At 72.3% G+C, this 18,300-nt stretch carries 14 protein-coding genes; 7 read left to right on the forward strand and 7 right to left on the reverse strand.

The annotated features are described in order from the left end of the window. Positions 1–107: 107 nt before the first annotated feature. The 3 genes from BL253_RS14730 to BL253_RS14740 form a co-directional block, all read right to left on the reverse strand. Positions 108–1,394 (reverse strand): methylenetetrahydrofolate reductase C-terminal domain-containing protein, encoded by a 1,287-nt coding sequence (locus BL253_RS14730; protein ID WP_076817288.1) that lies wholly within the window; start codon positions 1,392–1,394, stop codon positions 108–110. Positions 1,395–1,566: 172 nt separating this feature from the next. Beyond that, positions 1,567–3,192, reverse strand: a complete 1,626-nt coding sequence (pruA, locus tag BL253_RS14735; protein WP_076817290.1) for an L-glutamate gamma-semialdehyde dehydrogenase — start codon at positions 3,190–3,192, stop codon at positions 1,567–1,569. 166 nt (positions 3,193–3,358) lie between these two features. Next, positions 3,359–4,345, reverse strand: coding sequence for a malate dehydrogenase (locus BL253_RS14740; protein ID WP_076817292.1), 987 nt, complete (start codon positions 4,343–4,345; stop codon positions 3,359–3,361). Between the two features lie 420 nt (positions 4,346–4,765). Between BL253_RS14740 and BL253_RS14745 the strand changes: the two genes are divergently transcribed. Both BL253_RS14745 and BL253_RS14750 read left to right on the forward strand, forming a co-directional pair. Beyond that, positions 4,766–6,355, forward strand: a complete 1,590-nt coding sequence (locus tag BL253_RS14745; RefSeq protein WP_081438319.1) for a carboxylesterase/lipase family protein — start codon at positions 4,766–4,768, stop codon at positions 6,353–6,355. A 396-nt stretch (positions 6,356–6,751) separates the two neighbouring features. Continuing rightward, the gene (locus BL253_RS14750; protein WP_076817293.1) at positions 6,752–7,186 is read left to right on the forward strand and encodes a cold-shock protein; all 435 of its coding nucleotides are present in this window, start codon (positions 6,752–6,754) and stop codon (positions 7,184–7,186) included. Positions 7,187–7,290: 104 nt separating this feature from the next. On the opposite strand, the gene BL253_RS14755 is transcribed toward BL253_RS14750, so the two are convergent. After that, positions 7,291–7,830, reverse strand: a complete 540-nt coding sequence (locus tag BL253_RS14755) for a DUF2237 family protein (RefSeq protein WP_241834799.1) — start codon at positions 7,828–7,830, stop codon at positions 7,291–7,293. Positions 7,831–8,174: 344 nt separating this feature from the next. On the opposite strand from BL253_RS14755, the gene BL253_RS14760 reads away from it, so the two are divergent. Then, complete coding sequence (locus tag BL253_RS14760; RefSeq protein ID WP_076817295.1) at positions 8,175–8,390, forward strand: DUF3073 domain-containing protein; 216 nt, start codon at positions 8,175–8,177, stop codon at positions 8,388–8,390. 146 nt (positions 8,391–8,536) lie between these two features. Here BL253_RS14760 and BL253_RS14765 read toward each other — a convergent pair whose 3' ends face one another. Next, positions 8,537–8,869 (reverse strand): ArsR/SmtB family transcription factor, encoded by a 333-nt coding sequence (locus BL253_RS14765; protein WP_076817297.1) that lies wholly within the window; start codon positions 8,867–8,869, stop codon positions 8,537–8,539. Between the two features lie 1,098 nt (positions 8,870–9,967). Between BL253_RS14765 and BL253_RS14770 the strand changes: the two genes are divergently transcribed. From BL253_RS14770 to BL253_RS14785, 4 genes are all read left to right on the forward strand, one after another. Then, on the forward strand, positions 9,968–11,347 hold the full coding sequence (locus BL253_RS14770) for a M20/M25/M40 family metallo-hydrolase (RefSeq protein WP_076817298.1): 1,380 nt from the start codon (positions 9,968–9,970) through the stop codon (positions 11,345–11,347). A 241-nt stretch (positions 11,348–11,588) separates the two neighbouring features. Further along, complete coding sequence (locus tag BL253_RS14775; protein ID WP_241834801.1) at positions 11,589–12,683, forward strand: DUF459 domain-containing protein; 1,095 nt, start codon at positions 11,589–11,591, stop codon at positions 12,681–12,683. A 15-nt stretch (positions 12,684–12,698) separates the two neighbouring features. After that, entirely contained in the window at positions 12,699–13,742 is a 1,044-nt protein-coding gene (locus tag BL253_RS14780) for an NAD(P)-dependent alcohol dehydrogenase (RefSeq protein WP_076817300.1), read from the forward strand. 145 nt (positions 13,743–13,887) lie between these two features. Next, complete coding sequence (locus BL253_RS14785) at positions 13,888–15,999, forward strand: catalase (RefSeq protein ID WP_076817302.1); 2,112 nt, start codon at positions 13,888–13,890, stop codon at positions 15,997–15,999. 106 nt (positions 16,000–16,105) lie between these two features. Here BL253_RS14785 and BL253_RS14790 read toward each other — a convergent pair whose 3' ends face one another. Both BL253_RS14790 and BL253_RS14795 read right to left on the reverse strand, forming a co-directional pair. Continuing rightward, positions 16,106–16,897, reverse strand: a complete 792-nt coding sequence (locus BL253_RS14790) for a GAF and ANTAR domain-containing protein (RefSeq protein WP_158230359.1) — start codon at positions 16,895–16,897, stop codon at positions 16,106–16,108. 244 nt (positions 16,898–17,141) lie between these two features. Further along, positions 17,142–18,188, reverse strand: a complete 1,047-nt coding sequence (locus BL253_RS14795; protein ID WP_076817303.1) for an alpha/beta hydrolase — start codon at positions 18,186–18,188, stop codon at positions 17,142–17,144. Positions 18,189–18,300 lie beyond the last annotated feature (112 nt).

Here is an 18,300-nt window from a genome sequence, read left to right on the forward strand (position 1 = left end):
CCCGGCCGGTCCCCTCCGCGCTGTCCGCCCTCTGTGCACGGCATACCCCTTGCGCGTGACTCGCCTGATGCGGGTTGTTCGCACCCTGTGTCCCATGGTGAACCGTCTCATGACGGCCCGGCTTCCCTGCCGGCGGCTGCCCGGCGCCGTCCCCGGCGGCCGGGCGGCGCGGCGACGCCGAGCACCCGACGGGCGATCTCAGCCATCGCCGCGGCGAGCGCCGCCTCCTGGCCGGGCGGGGCGCCGCCGGAGAGGTTCACCCCGTCGACCCCGGGAATCTCCAGCATCCGCTCGGCGAGCTCGGTGCACTCCGCGATCCCGGCGGCCTCGATCTCGGCCGCCTCCACCGCCGCGACGGCCGAGACTCTCGCGACTCCCGCGCCCGCGGCGCCCGCGGCGCCGTTCGCCGGTGGCGCCCACGCGTCGCCGGTGATCCGCTCCAGGTAGCCGGGCGGCAGCCGGCCGGCCGCGAACGAGGCGATCACCGCCGCCGACGCGGCGCTCGTCACGACCGGGACGCAGACGAGCACGAGCCCCGTGAACCCGGCCGTGCGCAGCTCACCGACCGCGTCCGCGACCGGCCCCGGCCCGCCGCAGTGGTCGACGAACACCGCGTCCGCGCCCGCGTCGATCTTGGCGAGCAGCCGGGGGAGCCGCCGCTCCACCGGTGGCGCGGCGGGGGCGTGCGCGACCGAGCACAGCGGCCCGGCGGAGCGCGTGGCCGCGGCGGCAAGCTCCACGACGCCGACGGAGTCCAGGTCGAAGACCCCGGCGGCGTCCGCCCGGTGGCCGAGCGCGGCGTGGTCGCCGGTGACGCAGTGCAGCGCGACGGCGCCCGCGTCGGCGCAGGCCGCGATCTCGCCCTCGATCGCGACCCGGTTGCGGTCCCGGCAGTTGACCCCGACCCAGGCGCGCACGCCCTCGTCCGCGAGCAGCCGGGCCCGGTAGGAGGGTGGGAACTGGACCCGCGCGCCGCCGTGGTCGCCGAGCAGGCAGGCGTCGACCGTGCCGGCGAGTGCCGCCGCGCTCGCGCGCAGGCTGGCGGCGGACAGCGGCGCGGCGGGCAGGTCGGCGACGATCACCGGCCGGGTGGCGGCCGCGGCGAGGAACTCGGCGACCCGCCGCGGGCGACCGGCGGAAGAGCCTGACGAGTCCAGGCGGCCGTCTGGCGGAACCCGCCCTGTGGGGGCGCCGGGCGCGGCGGCGTAGGGCCAGTCGGCGGGCTCGATCTCGAGAAAGGCACAGGTCCCGAACCCGGGGACCTCGCAGGACCGGTCCGCGCCGACGCCGGCGCAGGGGCCGTGTGTCATCGTCTTCGGACACCGGGCGGCCGCGGCGCGCCAACCAGCGCCGGCGATGCCCCCGATGTCGACCACGCCAACACTGTCCAGCACCGCCGGCAGCGTTCGGTTTCCAGATCATGAAAACTAGGTTTCATACCCCGAATCAGCTGATGTCACACCATCGACCCGGCCCGATGCGGCCGCCAATGACCGCTCCGATCAAGGCGCCGTGGCCTGTCCAGGTGGCGACCGGCTCCGCCAGGAACGCCGGCCTCGCGCCGCCTCAGGACGGATAGTGGTGATCGGTGGGGGGACGGAGGTTCTCCTTGATGGCGCGCGGACTGGTCCAGCGCAGGAGGTTCAGCGCCGAGCCGGCCTTGTCGTCGGTGCCGGAGGCGCGGGCGCCCCCGAAGGGCTGCTGGCCGACGACGGCGCCGGTCGGCTTGTCGTTGACGTAGAAGTTGCCCGCCGCGAACCGCAGCGCCTCGAGGGCCGCCGTCGCCGCGGCCCGGTCCTCGGCGATGACCGCGCCGGTCAGCGCGTAACGCGACGCGTCGGGGTCCGCGATCCCGGCGAGGACCCGGTCGTAGTCGGTGTCGGCGAAGACGTGGACGGCGAGCAGCGGGCCGAAGTACTCGGTCGTGAACGCCTCGTCCGCGGGGTCGGTGCCGAGGACGACCGTCGGGCGGACGAACCAGCCACGGCTGTCGTCCGCCAGCCCGCCGGCGACGATCGTCAGCGAGTCGACCCGCCGGGCGCGGTCGATCGCCGCCGTCACCCGGGCGTAGGCGCGGGCGTCGATGAGCGCGCCGCAGAACGTCGCCGGGTCGGTGACGTTCCCGGTCACGAGCGTCTCGGTCTCACCGACGAGGCCGTCGCGCAGCCGGCGCCACACCGACTCGGGGATGTACGCCCTGGACGCGGCGCTGCACTTCTGGCCCTGGTACTCGAACGCGCCGCGCAGCAGCGCCGCGCGCAGCACGTCGGGGTCGGCCGACGGGTGGGCCAGGACGAAGTCCTTCCCGCCGGTCTCGCCGACCAGGCGCGGGTAGCCGCGGTAGCGGGCGATGTTCTCGCCGACCTGGCGCCACAGGTGCTGGAAGGTCCGCGTCGAGCCGGTGAAGTGGATGCCGGCGAGATCCGGGTCGGCGAGCGCCACGGCGGAGACGTCGGCGCCGTCGCCGGGCAGCATCGAGATCACCCCGGGCGGCAGGCCCGCCTCCGCCAGCAGCCCCATGAGGAAGTGCGCGGCGAGCTGCTGGGTGGGGGAGGGCTTCCACAGGACGACGTTGCCCATCAGGGCGGGCGCTGTCGGCAGGTTGCCGGCGATCGAGGTGAAGTTGAACGGTGTGACCGCGTAGACGAACCCCTCCAGGGGGCGATGGTCGGCCCGGTTCCACACCCCGGCGCCCGACGCCGGCTGGTCGGCGAGGATGTCCCGGGCGAACGCGACGTTGAACCGCCAGAAGTCGACCAGCTCGCAGGCGGCGTCGATCTCGGCCTCGTGCGCGACCTTGCTCTGCCCGAGCATCGTCGCCGCGTTCAGCGTGTCCCGCCACGGCCCGGCCAGCAGCTCCGCCGCCCGCAGGAACACCGCCGCCCGGTCGTCGAACCCGAGTGCCCGCCACCCCGGCGCCGCCTGGCGCGCCGCGGCCAGCGCCTCGCGCGTGTCCTCCCGGGTCGCGGCACGGAACGTCCCGAGCACGTGCTTGTGGTCGTGCGGCATGACGACGTCGACCGACGCCCCACCCCCAGGCCGCCGCTCCCCGCCGATCGCGGCCGTCAGCTCCACAGGCGCCGCGGCCAGCTCCTCGCACCGAGCGTGGAGCCGCCCGCAAGCCCCGGAACCCGCCGGATACCTCCGGACCGGCTCGTTAGCCGGCCTCGGCACCTGGGTCACGGCGTCCACCGCGCGCCTCCCTCGGGAGCCACGCGGTCGCCGGTCCGGCCCGGCGGCGGCCGTAGCTCCGGTACCCCCGGTCTACCCCGAGCCGCTGGCGACCGCCACCCGCGACTGTGTTGCTGGTTCGCTCCGTGCGGGCGGCGCGCCGCCCGCACGGAGCGAACCAGCAAGTTCAGATGAGGCCGAGGGAGCGGATCGCGTCGCGTTCCTCGACGAGCTCGGCGACCGAGGCGTCGATGCGGGTGCGGGAGAACTCGTTGAGCTCCAGGCCCTGGACGATCGTGTACTCGCCGTCCTTGCAGGTCACCGGGAACGACGAGATCAGGCCGGCGGGCACGCCGTAGGAGCCGTCCGACGGGATGGCCATCGAGGCCCAGTCGCCGTCGGGGGTGCCGTTCACCCAGGTGTGGACGTGGTCGATCGCGGCGGAGGCGGCGGAGGCGGCGGACGACGCGCCCCGGGCGGCGATGATCGCGGCGCCACGCTTGGCGACGGTCGGGATGAACTCGTCGGCCAGCCACGCCTCGTCGACCTGGTCGGCGGCGGGCTTGCCCGCGACCTCGGCGTGGAAGACGTCCGGGTACTGGGTGGCCGAGTGGTTGCCCCAGATCGTGATCTTCTTGATGTCCGCGACGCCTACGCCGAGCTTCGCGGACAGCTGCGAGATGGCCCGGTTGTGGTCCAGGCGGGTCATCGCGGTGAAGCGGCCGGCCGGGACGTCCGGGGCGTGGGTCTGGGCGATGAGGGCGTTGGTGTTCGCCGGGTTGCCGACGACCAGGACCCTGATGTCGCTCGCCGCGCCGGCGTTGATGGCGGCGCCCTGCGGCTTGAAGATGCCGCCGTTGGCCTCCAGCAGGTCACCGCGCTCCATGCCGGCGGTGCGCGGCCGGGCACCCACCAGCAGGGCCACGTTCGCGCCCTCGAACGCCTTTACCGGGTCGTCGAAGATGTCAACGCCGGAAAGCAGTGGGAAAGCGGCGTCGGCGAGTTCCATCGCCGTTCCTTCGGCAGCCTTGACCGCCTGCGGGATTTCCAGCAGGCGCAGCTTGACCGGAGTGTCCGCGCCGAGGAGCTGCCCGGATGCGATCCGAAAAAGAAGCGCATACCCGATCTGCCCGGCGGCGCCGGTTACCGTCACATTAACAGGTGTACGTGCCATGGCCCGGATGCTATCCTTCCCGGCCCGGCCTCGCCCCTCCCAGAGCCTGTCGACGCCCCATATGCCAGCGTGGCGCCGGACACAGCCCGCCCGCCCGCGCCAGAACCGCTTCCTGGCTCGGTCCCGGCCACCGCCCAGTCCGGCTGTCCTTCCAGGCGGATGGCGGCCTTCTCACCGTCGCGGCCGAGTCCTCACGGTCACGGCCGGGTCGACAGCCGCCCGCGGGCCGTCGTCCATCGGGCGCGACGCGTCGTGTTGCCCGGCGACGCTGGCCGGCTGGGGTGCCGCCAGTTTGCCCAGGCGGACTCTGGCGAATACGGGCGGTGAGGGGTCCGGTCGCCGTAGCATCCGGATGCGGCCGTGCCGGGCCCTTTCGGCCGGCCAGCGCCGGCTCAGGCCCTGAAGCCGCCTGGAGGTCGCGTGATCAGCGTCGTTGAGGGCAGCGTCGTCGAGACCACGTCGGGGAAGGTCCGCGGGCTCGTCGAGCAGAACGGGACGCTCGCGTTCCTTGGGATTCCCTACGGCGGGCCGACGTCCGGAGCCGGGCGCTTCCGCCCCCCGTCACCCGCCGAGCCGTGGCCGGGCGTGCGCGACTGCGTCGCCTGGGGAGCGCGGTGCAAGCAGTCGATGCTGCGGCTGGGTGCCCGCTATGGCGCGGACGAGCCGGGTGTCGACCGGGCCGCCCTGCTCGCGCGCAGCATCGCGCTGGTCAACCTGTCCGGCGGCGGCGACCGGGGACGGGTCAGTGAGGACTGCCTCAACCTCAACCTCTGGACCCCCGCCAGCGACGACGGCCGGCGGCCGGTCATGGTGTGGCTGCACGGCGGCGGCTTCTCCAGCGGCAGCGCGAACAACGCGGCCTACTTCGGCGACCGGCTCGCCCGCCGCGGCGACGTCGTCGTCGTCACCGTCAACCACCGTCTCGGTGTGCTCGGCCACCTGCACCTGGAGGGGCTGGGCGGGCAGCGATGGGCCGGGTCGGGCAACGCGGGGATGCTCGATGTCGCGCTGGCGCTGGAGTGGGTCCGGGACAACGTCGCGGGCTTCGGCGGCGATCCGGGCCGGGTGATGGTGTTCGGCCAGTCCGGCGGGGGCGCGAAGGTCTCCACACTGCTCGCCATGCCGGCCGCCGCCGGGCTCGTGCACCGGGCGGCGATCCAGAGCGGGCCCAGCCTGCGGGCCGTCACCGCCGAGCACGCCGACCGCGCGGCGCGCGCGCTGGTGCGCCGCCTCGATCTCGGCGCCGCTCGCCTGGACCAGATCCAGGAGCTTCCCGTCAGCGCGCTCCTCACGGCGGCCGCCGCCGCGGCCAGGGCGGGGGAGAGCCCCGGCCCGCTCGGGTTCGCGCCCGTGCTCGACGGCGCCGCGCTCCCGGTCAACCCGTTCGACCCGGTCCCGGCGGCCCAGCGGGACGTCCCGCTGCTGGTCGGCGCGACGGCCGACGAGGTGACGTTCATGTCCGCGTTCAACCCCCGGTTCGGCACGCTGACGATGGCGGACGTCGGCCCTGGCCTCGTCGAGGCCTGGGGCGAGCGGGCCGACCTGCGTGTCGAGCTGCTGCGGGAGCTGCGCCCCTACTGGACGCCGTCGTTCCTGCGGGCCTGGAGCCGGGGCATCGGCTTCCAGGTCGCCACGTCGCTGCTCGCCGAGCGCAAGGCGGCGGCGGGGGGCGCGCCCGTGTTCGCCTACCTGCTCGCCTGGCGCACCTCGGCGCTGGGCGGGATCCTCGGCGCCCCGCACTGCCTGGACCTGCCACTCGTCTTCGACAACCCCGACCGCGCCCCRATCGGCGGGGAGGCCCCCGACCTGGGCGTTCTCATCGACGAGGTGGCCGACGCCTGGATCGCCTTCGCCCGTCACGGCGACCCGAGCCATCCCGGCCTGCCTCCCTGGCCGGCGTACGGCACCCGCGACCGGGCCACGATGGTCTTCGACCGCCCCAGCCGGGTGGTGCGCGACCCCGAACCGGAGATCCGTGCCGAGTTCGCGCCCTCGTCGCTGTTCCTCTGACGCGAGAGCCGCCAGCCCACAGGTCCGTCAACCAGGCACAGCCGGTCGAGACCACGCCCTTCCAGGCGGCGACGGCGGAGCCGCGCGAAGAGTGGCGATCGGGATGTCCAGGCTCGGCTACACTCAGCCGCAGGCCGTACCAACGTGCCTGAGAACGCGCCCGAGGCGAGCTGAGGCGTTCGCCGGTCAGTGCTCGGTGGCTGCCTTTCCACGGCCCGCGCTGTCTGCTCGGGGAGATGACGTCTGTCGGCCCGCCGGTTCCCGAAGGGGAGCGGGGCCCGGCTCTCCCCGTGGACCGTCGGYCAGGCCACCCTGCTGGCCGTTGACCGCGCGACGCCTCTCATGCACCGTGATGCGGTCGCGGTTTTGGCTTACCGGTGTTTTTCGGGGTGATGTGTGCGCACAGGCAAGGTCTTGAGGTTTGATCAGGTTCGAGGCTACGGGTTCATCGCCCCTGCCGGGGGCGGGGAGGACATCTTCCTCCATGCCAACGATCTGCTGGTCGACAAGCATCTGGTGACGGCTGGCGTGACCATGGAGTTCGAGGTCGAGCAGGGCGACCGCGGGCCGAAGGCGACCGGCGCGCGGCTGGCGCGCACGGGCCAGGCCGGCTCGTCGCCAGCCGCCGGGACGGCCACCGCCGAGGGCCCGGTGCGCGAGCCGGGGGACGACACCGAGGACTTCTTCTACGTCCCGTCGGCGAAGGAGTTCACCCGGGAGATCACCGAGCTTCTGCTGCAGACCGAGCCGACGCTGACCGGCGCGCAGATCCTGGCCGTCCGCCGTGGCCTGACCAGGCTCGCCGAGAAGAACGGCTGGATCGACGGCTGACCGGGTTGGCGGCCAGCCGGCCGCCATCTGGCCACGGCGCGTCGGCGCTGTGTCAACCAGCCACCGTCGTGGCCAGTCACGTCGGCGACCCGGTCCTGGCGGGCTCAGGTCAGCGAGCGGGGGTCCGCGGGTACGTCGACGGCGTGCTCCCGCAGGGCCTCGAGCGGGATGATCTCCAGCGCGCGGGCGTTCGTCGAGGCGAGCACGACGGGCGCCGCGGCGCCCGCCCGGTATGCCTGCAGCCAACGGGTCGCGAGCACGCACCACCGGTCGCCGGGACGCAGGCCGGGGAAGGCCCACTCGGGGCGAGGGGTGGACAGGTCATTGCCCACGGCGCGCTGATGATCGAGGAACTCCTTGGTGACCACGGTGCAGACGGTGTGACTGCCGAGATCCTCAGGTCCGGTGCTGCAGCAGCCATCCCGGAAGAAACCGGTCATCGGGTCGGTGCCGCACGGCTCCAGAGGATCACCGAGAATGTTGCGCTCGTCCGTCACGCCCCCAGTGTGCAGGTTCCCTGCTAAGGAGCGCAGCATGGTCCCCGAACCCTGGCGGTGTGGCCCCGCGGCCGCGGGAGTGAGGATCCAGGACGGATCGGGAACGATGGTGGCGGTCGCCGCGACGACGGCGACCGCAACGCTCACAATCTGACGAGGTTGTAAGGTATTCAGCGGTCGACTACTGACGACGACCGCTGCCCGACAGGTGTGGGGCAACGGCTGTGGGGCGACAGCGTGGGCCCTCGAGAAGGCCGGCATAGCCGGCCGTATCGAGTGGTTGACACAGAGCGCTGGCAACGCACGGCGGCTCGCGCCGAAGGGCCGCGCGGGCGGCGGGAGCCTGACGCCCGGGCGGGTCCCGGCGCGCCGGACGGTGTCGTGGGCGGACGGCCATCGGTGTCGTGGACGTTTCGTCGTAGGCGACAGGCACGGGCGACGAGCACGGTGCGCGGCGGCGGGTGCCGCGGCGTCGCGGAAGGGAGTGGGCCATGGGGCGGGGTCGGGCCAAGGCGAAGCAGACGAGGGTCGCCCGGGAGCTCAAGTACCACTCGCCRTCCATCGATATCGATCGGCTACGGGCCGATCTCGGTGGCGCGGCGGACGACGACCTGGACGGCGAGGTCGACGCGACGGTGAGCTCCGGCTGGACCGAGCTGTACGAGCAGGAGGAGGACGACGACGAGGCGCGCGCCTCCTCCTACTGAACGGGCGTGGCCACGCCTTGGCCTGGCCACGCGGCACGACGGCACGACAGCGCGGCGGGCGTCCAGGGGACGCCCGCCGCGGCCGTCCACGCCCCGGTCATGGCGGTTGGCCGTGGGCGGTCCCGCCGTGCCGCGACGGCGTCCGGTCAGGGCTGGGCGGCGAGGAGATCGCGCAGGATCTCCGCCTGCTCGTTGAGGACGCCGGTGAGGATCAGCCGGGCCTGGTCCAGCAGGCCGACGATCAGCGGCGTCGCCAGCGCGTAGTAGACGGTCGTGCCCTGCTTGCGGGTGGTCACCAGGCCGGCGCGGCGCAGCACCCCGAGCTGCTGGGACAGGTGGGAGGCCTCGAGGCCGACCTGGCCCACGAGCTCGCCGACCGAGCGCTCGCTGTCGCGGAGAAGCTCGAGAACGCGGATGCGGGCCGGATGGGCCAGGGAACGAAAGAACTGGGCCTGGAGTTCGTAGAGCGGGGTCGCCATCGGACTAGCCACCCTGCCGGCATACCCGGCCCGCCAGTCCTAGTCCGGCCGTGGGGGCGCGCCCCCCGGCCCAGACCGATCGAAAAAAGGTTGGTCGACGGGAAGGCAACACCTGCGAATCTTACGACATTGTCAGGTAGCAGGCCCTGACCTCCCAGATCGGCGCTGGTAGTTCAGCGCCGCGACAGGTGACGTTGGCCCGCGCGGCGCGAGTCCTGGAGAGGCGCGGGCTCTGGAGATCAGCCAGACACGGCGCGCCGCCGGTGACACGCCGCGTCTGACTGATCCGTTGATCCGTGGGCGTGAGTGTTGGCGTTGGGTGAACGGTCCCTGAAGTTGCTAGTGGCGGCGCGCGCGCCGGCGCGAGGGAGCACCCGCGCCGGCGGGCTCATGACGGGTACGGCGGGAGCGTGCCGCGCCAGCTGTCGCGGGTGGGCCGAAACCGCTCGCCTCGCGCCCGACGGCCCGCTGCTGGCCGGGCGGCAGGGCGCCCGCCGCCGCGGCGGCGCCTGCGGTTGCTCGGGCTCCCCGCTCGGTCCGAAGGTCACGGGGTTCGCTGGTCGTTGGTGGCCGTGTTGGCCGAAGCGAGGCGAAGTACCGCGAGGTACGCCGATAGCCGTGCGTCCACCGGTAATGGTCGTCAAGGTCTCCTGACGACTCGAACAATGCCTTGCAGTGAAGATCCATTCGTGGGCACGGATACAGCGTCATGAGCCACCCCTTCCGGCCGCGTCGGCAAGAGGCCGCCGGTGACGTGTCCCGGTGCCCGATGGCCGGCCATACGGCGTACGGCGCGGCTACCGGCCCGATCGCGCCACCCTTGGCCCGTACGCTGCCCAGCGCGGGCCCTGTGACATCAAGGGCCTTGGGGCGCGCCACGCTTCACCGCCATCGCGCGCCCTTAGGCGTCTACCCGAGAGCCGGGCGTCCGAAAGCCGCGGCGCCCCAGGTCCGGCCTGACTGCCCTGGTGGAGACTCCGTGCGATCGGTCGGTCAGGCGAGTGATGTACGTCTCACTATTTCCAATAGGTTACCTGGATCGGGTTGTTTCCGTGGCCGATCCGGCGTACGCCAGGCGCCAGGGGCAAACTGTCAGGCATGGCGAACGATTCGACAGCCTTCCCGGGGATGACGGCCGGACCCGGGTCCATGACCACCGTGACGGCGGCGGAGCTGCCGAACACGAGTGCTCAGGACGAGGTCGTCGAACTGTGCCGGGACCTGCTGCGGATCGACTCGACCAACCGCGGCAACGGCGACGGGTTCGAGCGCACGGCCGCCGAGTACGTCGCCGCCAGGCTCGCCGAGGTCGGTCTCGAGCCGACGCTGCTGGAGTCCGAGYCGGGCCGTACCAGCGTCATCACCCGGGTGGAGGGCGCCGACCCGAGCCGTCCCCCGCTGCTGATCCACGGCCATCTCGACGTGGTCGCGGCGGACCCGTCCGACTGGACCCACCACCCGTTCAGCGGCGAGGAGGCGGACGGCTGCCTGTGGGGGCGCGGCGCGATCGACATGAAGGACATGGACGCGATGACGCTCGCCGTCGTCCGTGGCCTGATGAGGACCGGCCGGAAGCCGCCGCGCGACCTGGTCCTCGCGTTCGTCGCCGACGAGGAGGCCGGCGGCCCGCTCGGCGCGAGCTGGCTGGTGAACAACCACGCCGATCTGTTCGCGGACTGCACGGAGGCGATCAGCGAGGTCGGCGGCTTCTCCTACACGATCAACGACGACCTGCGGCTCTACCTCATCCAGACCGCCGAGAAGGGCATGGCCTGGATGAAGCTGACCGCGCGCGGCCGCGCGGGCCACGGCTCCATGCTCTCCTCGGACAACGCGGTGACCGCGCTCGCCGAGGCGGTCACCCGGGTCGGCCGGCACCGCTTCCCGGTCATCCTGACCCCGACCGTGCACCAGTTCCTCGACTCGGTCGGCGACGCCCTGGGCATCGAGATCGACACCGACGACCTGGAGACGACCGTCGCCAAGCTCGGCGCGCTCGCGCGGATGATCGGCGCCACCATCAGCAACACCGCCAACCCGACGCAGCTGAACGCCGGCTACAAGGTGAACGTGATCCCGGGCGAGGCGACGGCCGGCATCGACGGCCGGTTCCTGCCCGGCCAGGAGGAGGAGTTCATCGCCCAGATCGACGACCTGATCGGCCCGGACATCCGCCGCGAATGGGTGGTGCTCGACCGGGCGGTCGAGACGCCGTTCGAGGGGCCGGTGGTCGACGCGATGGCCGCCGCGCTGCGCGCCGAGGACCCCGGCGCCCGCGCCGTCCCCTACATGCTCTCCGGTGGCACCGACGCCAAGTCGTTCTCCCGCCTCGGCATCCGCTGCTTCGGCTTCTCCCCGCTGCGCCTCCCRCCCGACCTGGACTTCTCCGGCATGTTCCACGGCGTCGACGAGCGTGTCCCCACCGACGCCCTCCGGTTCGGCGTCCGTGTCCTGGACCGCTTCCTGGCCGCCAGCTGACCCCCTGGCCGCCGGCTGCGCACGTCGTGCCCGCCGCGTGAGCGGTGGGGGCGTGCGAGAGTCCATCCGGGGCGCGTTGAGGAGCGGGAACCGGGCATCTTTCACGTTGTCGCAGTGTGTTCCGACCCGTCCTGGGTGACGGGGCCGGGACGCGGCGACGCGGCGGTCCCACCGGGGCCGCTGGACGGTTACGGGGCCGCGCACGGCTGGCGGTGGCTCGGAGCAGGGGGGCGGGGGCTGGGTGGCGGCGCGACGGCCGGGGCCGATCGGGTGGCTGTTCATCGGGGCGGTGCTGTTGGGACTGGTCGCGGTCGTCAGCAGGCCGGACGGGGGCGGAGGCGGGGACCGGAAGGTCGCGCTGTGGGGGGACTCGCTGGCCTGGGAGGCGCAGGGGCCGTTCAAGGCGGCGGTGACGGCCGCCGGCGACCCGTCGCTCCTGATCCACACGTACGGCGGCACCGCGCCCTGCGACTGGCTCGACGACATGCGCAAGCAGTCCCGCCGGTGGCACCCGACCGTGGCGGTGCTGTCCTTCTCCGGCAACACCGGGTCGCCCTGCATGAAGGGCCGCGACCTCGTCGAGGCCTACCGTGACGACGTCACGAAGGCGGTCACGCGGCTCACCCGGGCTGGCTCCCACGTCCTGCTGGTCGAGGCGCCGCCGCGGCTCGACCAGCCGGTGAGCGGCGGCGGGCTCACCCCGCTCGACCAGATCTGGCGTGACATCGCTCGTGACCTACCGGACACGACCGCCGTGCCCGCGGGCCGGGCGGTGACCATGCCGGACGGCCGGTTCGCGCGGGCGCTGCCGTGCCTTCCGGGTGAACAGTGCGAACCTGACGGGGCGGTGACCGTGCGCAGCCCCGACGGGGTGCACTTCTGCCCGCGCCAGATGCCACCGGTCACGCCCTGCCCGGTCCCGTCGCCCGGCGCGGACCGCTACGGCCGGGCCATGGCCGCRGCGGCCGTCGCGGCCCTTGGCCCGGTCCCGTCGCCGTCGGGCACGCCGCCGCCGTCCGCCCACCGGTCCACGCCGGGCGCGCCGCCGGCACCGGCCAGGGTGACGCGCCGGCGTCCAGGCAGGCGGCGAGCCGAGATCCAACGAGCCGAGATCCAACGAGCCGAGATCCAACGAGCCGAGATCCAACGAGCCGAGACCCAGCGAGCCGAGACCCAGCGAGCGGAGACCCAGCGGGTGGGGCCGGCCGACGCGGGCCACCGCCGACGGACAGCTGTGCCGCGAGCACTATCCCGTCGCGGGTCCGTCCGCGCAGGCTTGTCGACAGGTACGCGCGCCGCGCCCTTCGCCGGACAGCATGACCGCCCGACCGCATGATCGAACAGGAGAACGATGGCCACCGTACGCGCACTTGCCATCCCGGCCGCGGGCGCGACCGTCGAGCCCGCCACTGTCGAGCGGCGCGACCCGCGCCCGGACGACGTCGTCATCGACATCAGGTACGCGGGGATCTGCCACAGCGACATCCACCAGGCCAACGAGGACTGGGGCCCGGCGATCTTCCCGATGGTGCCCGGCCATGAGATCACCGGCGTCGTCGCCGCGGTCGGCGAGGCGGTCACCAGGTTCGCGGTCGGTGACCGGGTCGGCGTCGGCTGCTTCGTCGACTCCTGCGGGACCTGCGAGGCCTGCGTCGCCGGCCTGGAGCAGTACTGCGCCGCCCACCCGGTGGCGACGTACAACGGCAGGGACCATGACGGCGCGCCCACCTACGGCGGGTACAGCGAGCGGATCGTCGTGCGGGAGTCGTTCGTGCTGCGGATCCCGGACGCGCTCGCGCTCGACGCCGCCGCGCCGCTGCTGTGCGCCGGGATCACGTCCTACTCGCCGTTGCGACACTGGAAGATCGGGCCGGGCTCACGGGTCGCGATCGTCGGCCTGGGCGGCCTCGGCCACATGGGTGTGCAGCTCGCGCACGCGCTGGGCGCCGACGTGACCGTGCTGAGCCAGACGCTTTCCAAGGAGAAGGACGGCCTGCGCCTGGGCGCCGACCGCTACCGGGCGACCAGCGACGAGGCGACGTTCGACGAGCTGCGGGGCGGCCTCGACTTCATTCTGAACACGGTGTCGGCCAGCCTCGACCTGGACGCGTACCTGTCGCTGCTGCGCCTGGACGGCACGATGTGCAACGTCGGCGGCCCGGGCGACCCGCAGAGACACCTCGCGTACTCGCTGATCCAGACGCGGCGCAACCTGGCCGGCTCGAACGTCGGCGGCATCCGGGAGACCCAGGAGATGCTCGACTTCTGCGCCGAGCACGGCATCACTGCCGAGATCGAGCTGATCGGCGCCGCCGACGTCAACACCGCCTACGAGCGCGTCCTCGCCAGCGACGTCCGCTACCGCTTCGTCATCGACATCGCGACGCTCGCCTGAGCGCGTCGGGCTGGTCGACTCCGAGGCACGTCGAGCAGTCCTAGCGGCGGTTCTGTGGTCCGGCGGGGTTTGGTGGGCCCATGCCTGGGACACGGTAGCCGGCAGGTGAAGACCATCGCCTCTGCTCTACTCGTACGGAGTACTGATGCCCACCCCCCGTCACCCCGATCAGAGCGCTCCCAAGCTGTCCGGTCCATCCGGGGCCGCTGACGGCGACGCTCCGACCGCGGACGCACGTGCCCAGGTCGGCGACCTCCTGACCACCGCGCAGGGAGTGCGACTTCCCGACACCGACCACTCGCTGAAGGTCGGCGATCGCGGACCCACGCTGCTCGAGGATTTCCATCTGCGAGAGAAGATCACCCATTTCGACCATGAGCGGATTCCGGAGCGGGTGGTACACGCCCGCGGAGCGGCCGCGCACGGCATATTCGAGTCCTACGGAACGGYGGCGACGGTCACCAGGGCGGCGTTCCTGCGTGACAAGGGCCGGGTGACGCCGGTATTCACCCGGTTCTCCACCGTGCTGGGGTCGCGAGGGTCGGCTGACACGGTCCGCGACACCCGAGGATTCGCGGTGAAGTTCTACACCGACGAGGGGAACTTCGACCTCGTGGGCAACAACATTCCCGTCTTCTTCATCCAGGACGGCATCAAGTTCCCGGATATCATCCATGCCGGCAAGCCGCACCCGGACAGGGAGATCCCGCAGGCCCAGTCGGCRCATGACACATTCTGGGACTTCGTCTCCCTCCACACGGAGGCGACGCACCATGTGATGTGGAACATGAGCGACCGGGGGATACCCCGGTCATACCGGACGATGGAGGGCTTCGGCGTCCACACATTCCGCCTCGTCAACGACGAGGGTGCGTCGAGTCTGGTGAAGTTCCACTGGAAGCCGGTCGCCGGCGTTCACTCCCTGGTCTGGGAGGAGGCGCAGCTCGCGGCCGGGTTCGATCCCGATTTCCACCGTCGGGACCTGGCTGACGGCATCGAATCCGGAGCCCTCCTTGAATACGAGCTCGGCATCCAGGTGCTACCGGACGACGGGACGAACACGTTCGCGGGCATCGACCTRCTCGATCCCACCAAGATCGTGCCTGAGGAGCTCGCCCCGGTGCAGCTGATCGGCAAGCTGACGCTCAACGCGAACCCCACCAACTACTTCGCCGAGACGGAACAGGTCGCCTTCCACACCGGCAACCTCGTCCCCGGCATCGAGGTCACCAACGATCCCCTGATGCAGGCCCGGCTGTTCTCCTATCTCGACACCCAGCTCACCCGCCTCGGCGGACCGAACTTCACCCAGCTACCGATCAACCGTCCGCACTGCCCGGTCAACGACATGCYGCGCGACGGGATGCACCAGACCGCGATTCACACCGGCCTGGCACCGTACCGGCCCAACAGCATCGACGGTGGTCTGCCGCAGGTCGCGACGGGCGAGGACGGCGCCTACGTGCAGACGGCGCGCCCCCTTGAGGGCCAGGCCGTCCGCGCCAACCCGGTCTCCTTCGACGACCACTTCTCCCAGGCCACCGCCTTCTACCGGAGCCTCAGCCCCGTGGAGCAGACGCACATTGTCGAGGCGTTCACCTTCGAGCTGAGCAAGTGCTACGAGCAGGCGATCAGGGAACGGGAGCTGCGGGTTCTCGCCGAGGTCGACGCCGAGCTGTGCGGCCGGGTCGCCGCCGGGCTCGGCCTGCCCGCTCCCGCGGGCACGCCATCCGACGACGTCATCCTTTCCCCGGCCCTGTCCCAGCTGGTGAGCGAGCCCGGCCCCATCGCCGGTCGACGCATCGGCGTGCTCGCCGACGCGGGCGCGGACCTCGCCGGTATAGGGAAGCTTCGCAAGGCCGCGGAGAAACTCGGCGCCACGCTCCTCGTCGTTGCCCCCACCGGTGGAGTCCTCCAGCACGGAAAGAACACGGAGATCGTCGAGCGGACAAATCTCACCGCGCGATCCATCGAGTTCGACGCGGTAGTCGTCGCGGGCGGTACCACCCCGACGGACGAGCTGAAGGTGTCGTTGCTTYTCCAGGAGGCCTACCGCCATCTCAAGCCACTGGCCGCCTGGGGCAGCGGCGCCCACATCCTCGCCGCCGCTGGTATCACCGGTGACCGCCCGGGGGTCGTCGTCGCCGACACCGTCACCAAGTCCTTCAGCGATCAGGTCATCGAGGCACTGGGCCTTCACCGCGTGTGGAGCCGCGCCGACGAGGTGATGGCGAACTCCGCACCACCCGCCCGGTAGAGAACCTGGCCGGCCGTCGCGTGGTCCCTGTCAGGGACCGCGCGGCGGTCGGTTCCGTACGGGCGGAAGCATCCGAAAGGCCGCGCGGCGGCGGTCACGGTGAGACTTACGCGCGAGTGGCCCGCCGGGCCGCGGGCTCGGGGGGCTCGCCGGTTTCGATCAGATGTGTCGCGACAGTGACCAGTYTGTGGTTCAACCTCTGCGAGACTTCGGCCAGGAGGCGGAACGCCGCATCCGGAGTGATCTTCAGCCGTTCGATGAGGATGCCCTTGGCCTGGCCGATGATGGCCCGGTTGGCCAGCGCGGTGTGCAGTTGCTCCGTGCGTCGGGCATCGCTGAGCGCGAGCGCGGCGTGGGTGGCATAGAGCCGGGTCAGCCGTAGGTGGACATCGTCGAAGGCGTCGATCCGGGTGCCATACAGGCTCAGCGCGCCAAGGCGTTGCTCATCGGCGTTCAGGGGTACGCAGAGCATGCTGGCCACCCCGTACGCGGCGGCTTGCGCGCAGAAATCGGGCCACCGCTCGTCGGCACGAGTGTCGTGGATGGAGACCACACCGCGGGAGCTCGCGGCGTCGATACAGGGACCGTCGCCCTTCCGTATCTGGAAGTCATCAAGCCGCTGGGCCGGTTCTCCGTGAACGGCCTGCGGAACGAGCGTGCCACGCTCGAGGAGGACTAWCCCGGCAAATGCCGCCGGACTGATGGTGTCGATGGCGGTCAGCACAACCGCGTCGAGAGTCGGTTGCAGCCGGGCTTCCTTGACGTGCAGGGCCCGGGCCAGTGCCTCCAGCGCTGACCAGCCGCTCTCGGCGAGGCTTTCCCAGTCTGCGAACCGTTCCGGGTCGGCCGCTTCGGATCGACCCGGAACGGCCGTTTTCGGAACGGCGTCGGTGTCCACTCTCCACCTTTCCCGGTCATGACCCCGCCGTCGTCGACGGCACTCAACCGATATTTTTGAACTGGCCGCCGTCCGCCAAATATCGACAACCAATCCAGGTGAAGACTATCCCGTTTCTCCCTTCCGGTACAGAGCGGCGATCATACGCGCTCCCGTCTGAAAACGCGGATCGTCAGAGGTGGTGGGCACGGGCGGATCGAACCGCCGACCTTCGCCTTCCAGGCCGGCGGTCAGATCCGCGGCGTCATCTGGCGAGGAGGCGGCGGAGCCAGAGGAGGCGGGCGGCCTTGGCCTGGCGGGCGATGGCCGTGTGGGGGGCGAGCATGTCGAAGCCGTGGAAGGCTCCGGGCCAGACGTGCAGCTCCGCCTGGCCGCCCGCCCGCCAGATGCCGCTCGCGTAGGCGACGTCCTCGTCGCGGAAGGTCTCGGCCGAGCCGACGTCGACGTAGGCCGGCGGCAGCCCGGAGAGGTCCGCCGCCCGCGCCGGCGCGGCGTAGGGGGAGACGTCGGGCCCGCCGCGCGCGGGGCCGAGCAGCGCGCCCCAGCCGGTCTCGTTGGCGGACCGGTCCCAGACGCCGCGGCCGGCCATCTGGACGGCGGACGGGGTGTCGTTGCGGTCGTCGAGCATCGGGGACATGAGCACCTGGCCGGCGAGCGCCGGGCCGCCGCGGTCGCGGGCGAGCAGCGCCAGCGCGGCGGACAGCCCGCCGCCGGCGGACGGGCCCGCGACGATCAGGCGGCCGGGGTCGCCGCCGATCTCGGCGGCGTGGTCGGCGGTCCAGCGCAGGCCCGCGTAGCAGTCCTCGACCGGTGCCGGGTGCGGATGCTCGGGGGCGAGCCGGTAGTCGACCGAGACGACCACCAGGCCCAGCTGCCGGGCCCAGTCGAGGATGCTCAGCAGCCCGGTCCGGAAGTCCCCGATGATCATTCCTCCGCCGTGGGAGTGGTAGATCACGGGCTGGGCGGTGCCCGGGCCGGCGCCGGCGGCCTCGATCGTCGTCGCCGTCGGGCGGCAGACGAGCAGCGCCACGTCGGGCGCCCCGGCCGGGCCGGGCACGGATATCTCGCTGACCTCGAACGCCCCATTCCCGGCGAGGTCGTCGTTCGTCAGCCCGGGCGCGACGCCGCCGTCGCCACGCAGCCGGGAGATCATGTCGGGGGTGATCGTCGGGGGCAGGGACTCCGCGATCGTCTCCACGATGGCGGTCATCTCCGCGTCGAACGGCGGCGGCGGCCCGACTGGCGTGGGTTGGGCGCCCGGCGCGGGGACGGGCGGTGTTGCGATCGTCATGGCTGTTCCTCGGCTCCTCTGCTGCTCGGCGCGCTGCTCGGCGGCGAGCGGCGCGGCTGGTCAGCAGCATCCATCCACGGGCGCCAGGGCGCGACAAAACAGGGCGAGCGCT

This window comes from Pseudofrankia asymbiotica, from assembly GCF_001983105.1.
GTDB lineage: Bacteria > Actinomycetota > Actinomycetes > Frankiales > Frankiaceae > Pseudofrankia > Pseudofrankia asymbiotica.

Excerpts from the sequence above, each read along its gene's own strand:
- BL253_RS14780 (WP_076817300.1), top strand. The coding sequence starts at position 12,699 with ATGGCCACCGTACGCGCACTTGCCATCCCGGCCGCGGGCGCGACCGTC.
- BL253_RS14740 (WP_076817292.1), bottom strand. The coding sequence starts at position 4,345 with ATGGCACGTACACCTGTTAATGTGACGGTAACCGGCGCCGCCGGGCAG.
- BL253_RS14765 (WP_076817297.1), bottom strand. The coding sequence starts at position 8,869 with ATGGCGACCCCGCTCTACGAACTCCAGGCCCAGTTCTTTCGTTCCCTG.
- BL253_RS14795 (WP_076817303.1), bottom strand. The coding sequence starts at position 18,188 with ATGACGATCGCAACACCGCCCGTCCCCGCGCCGGGCGCCCAACCCACG.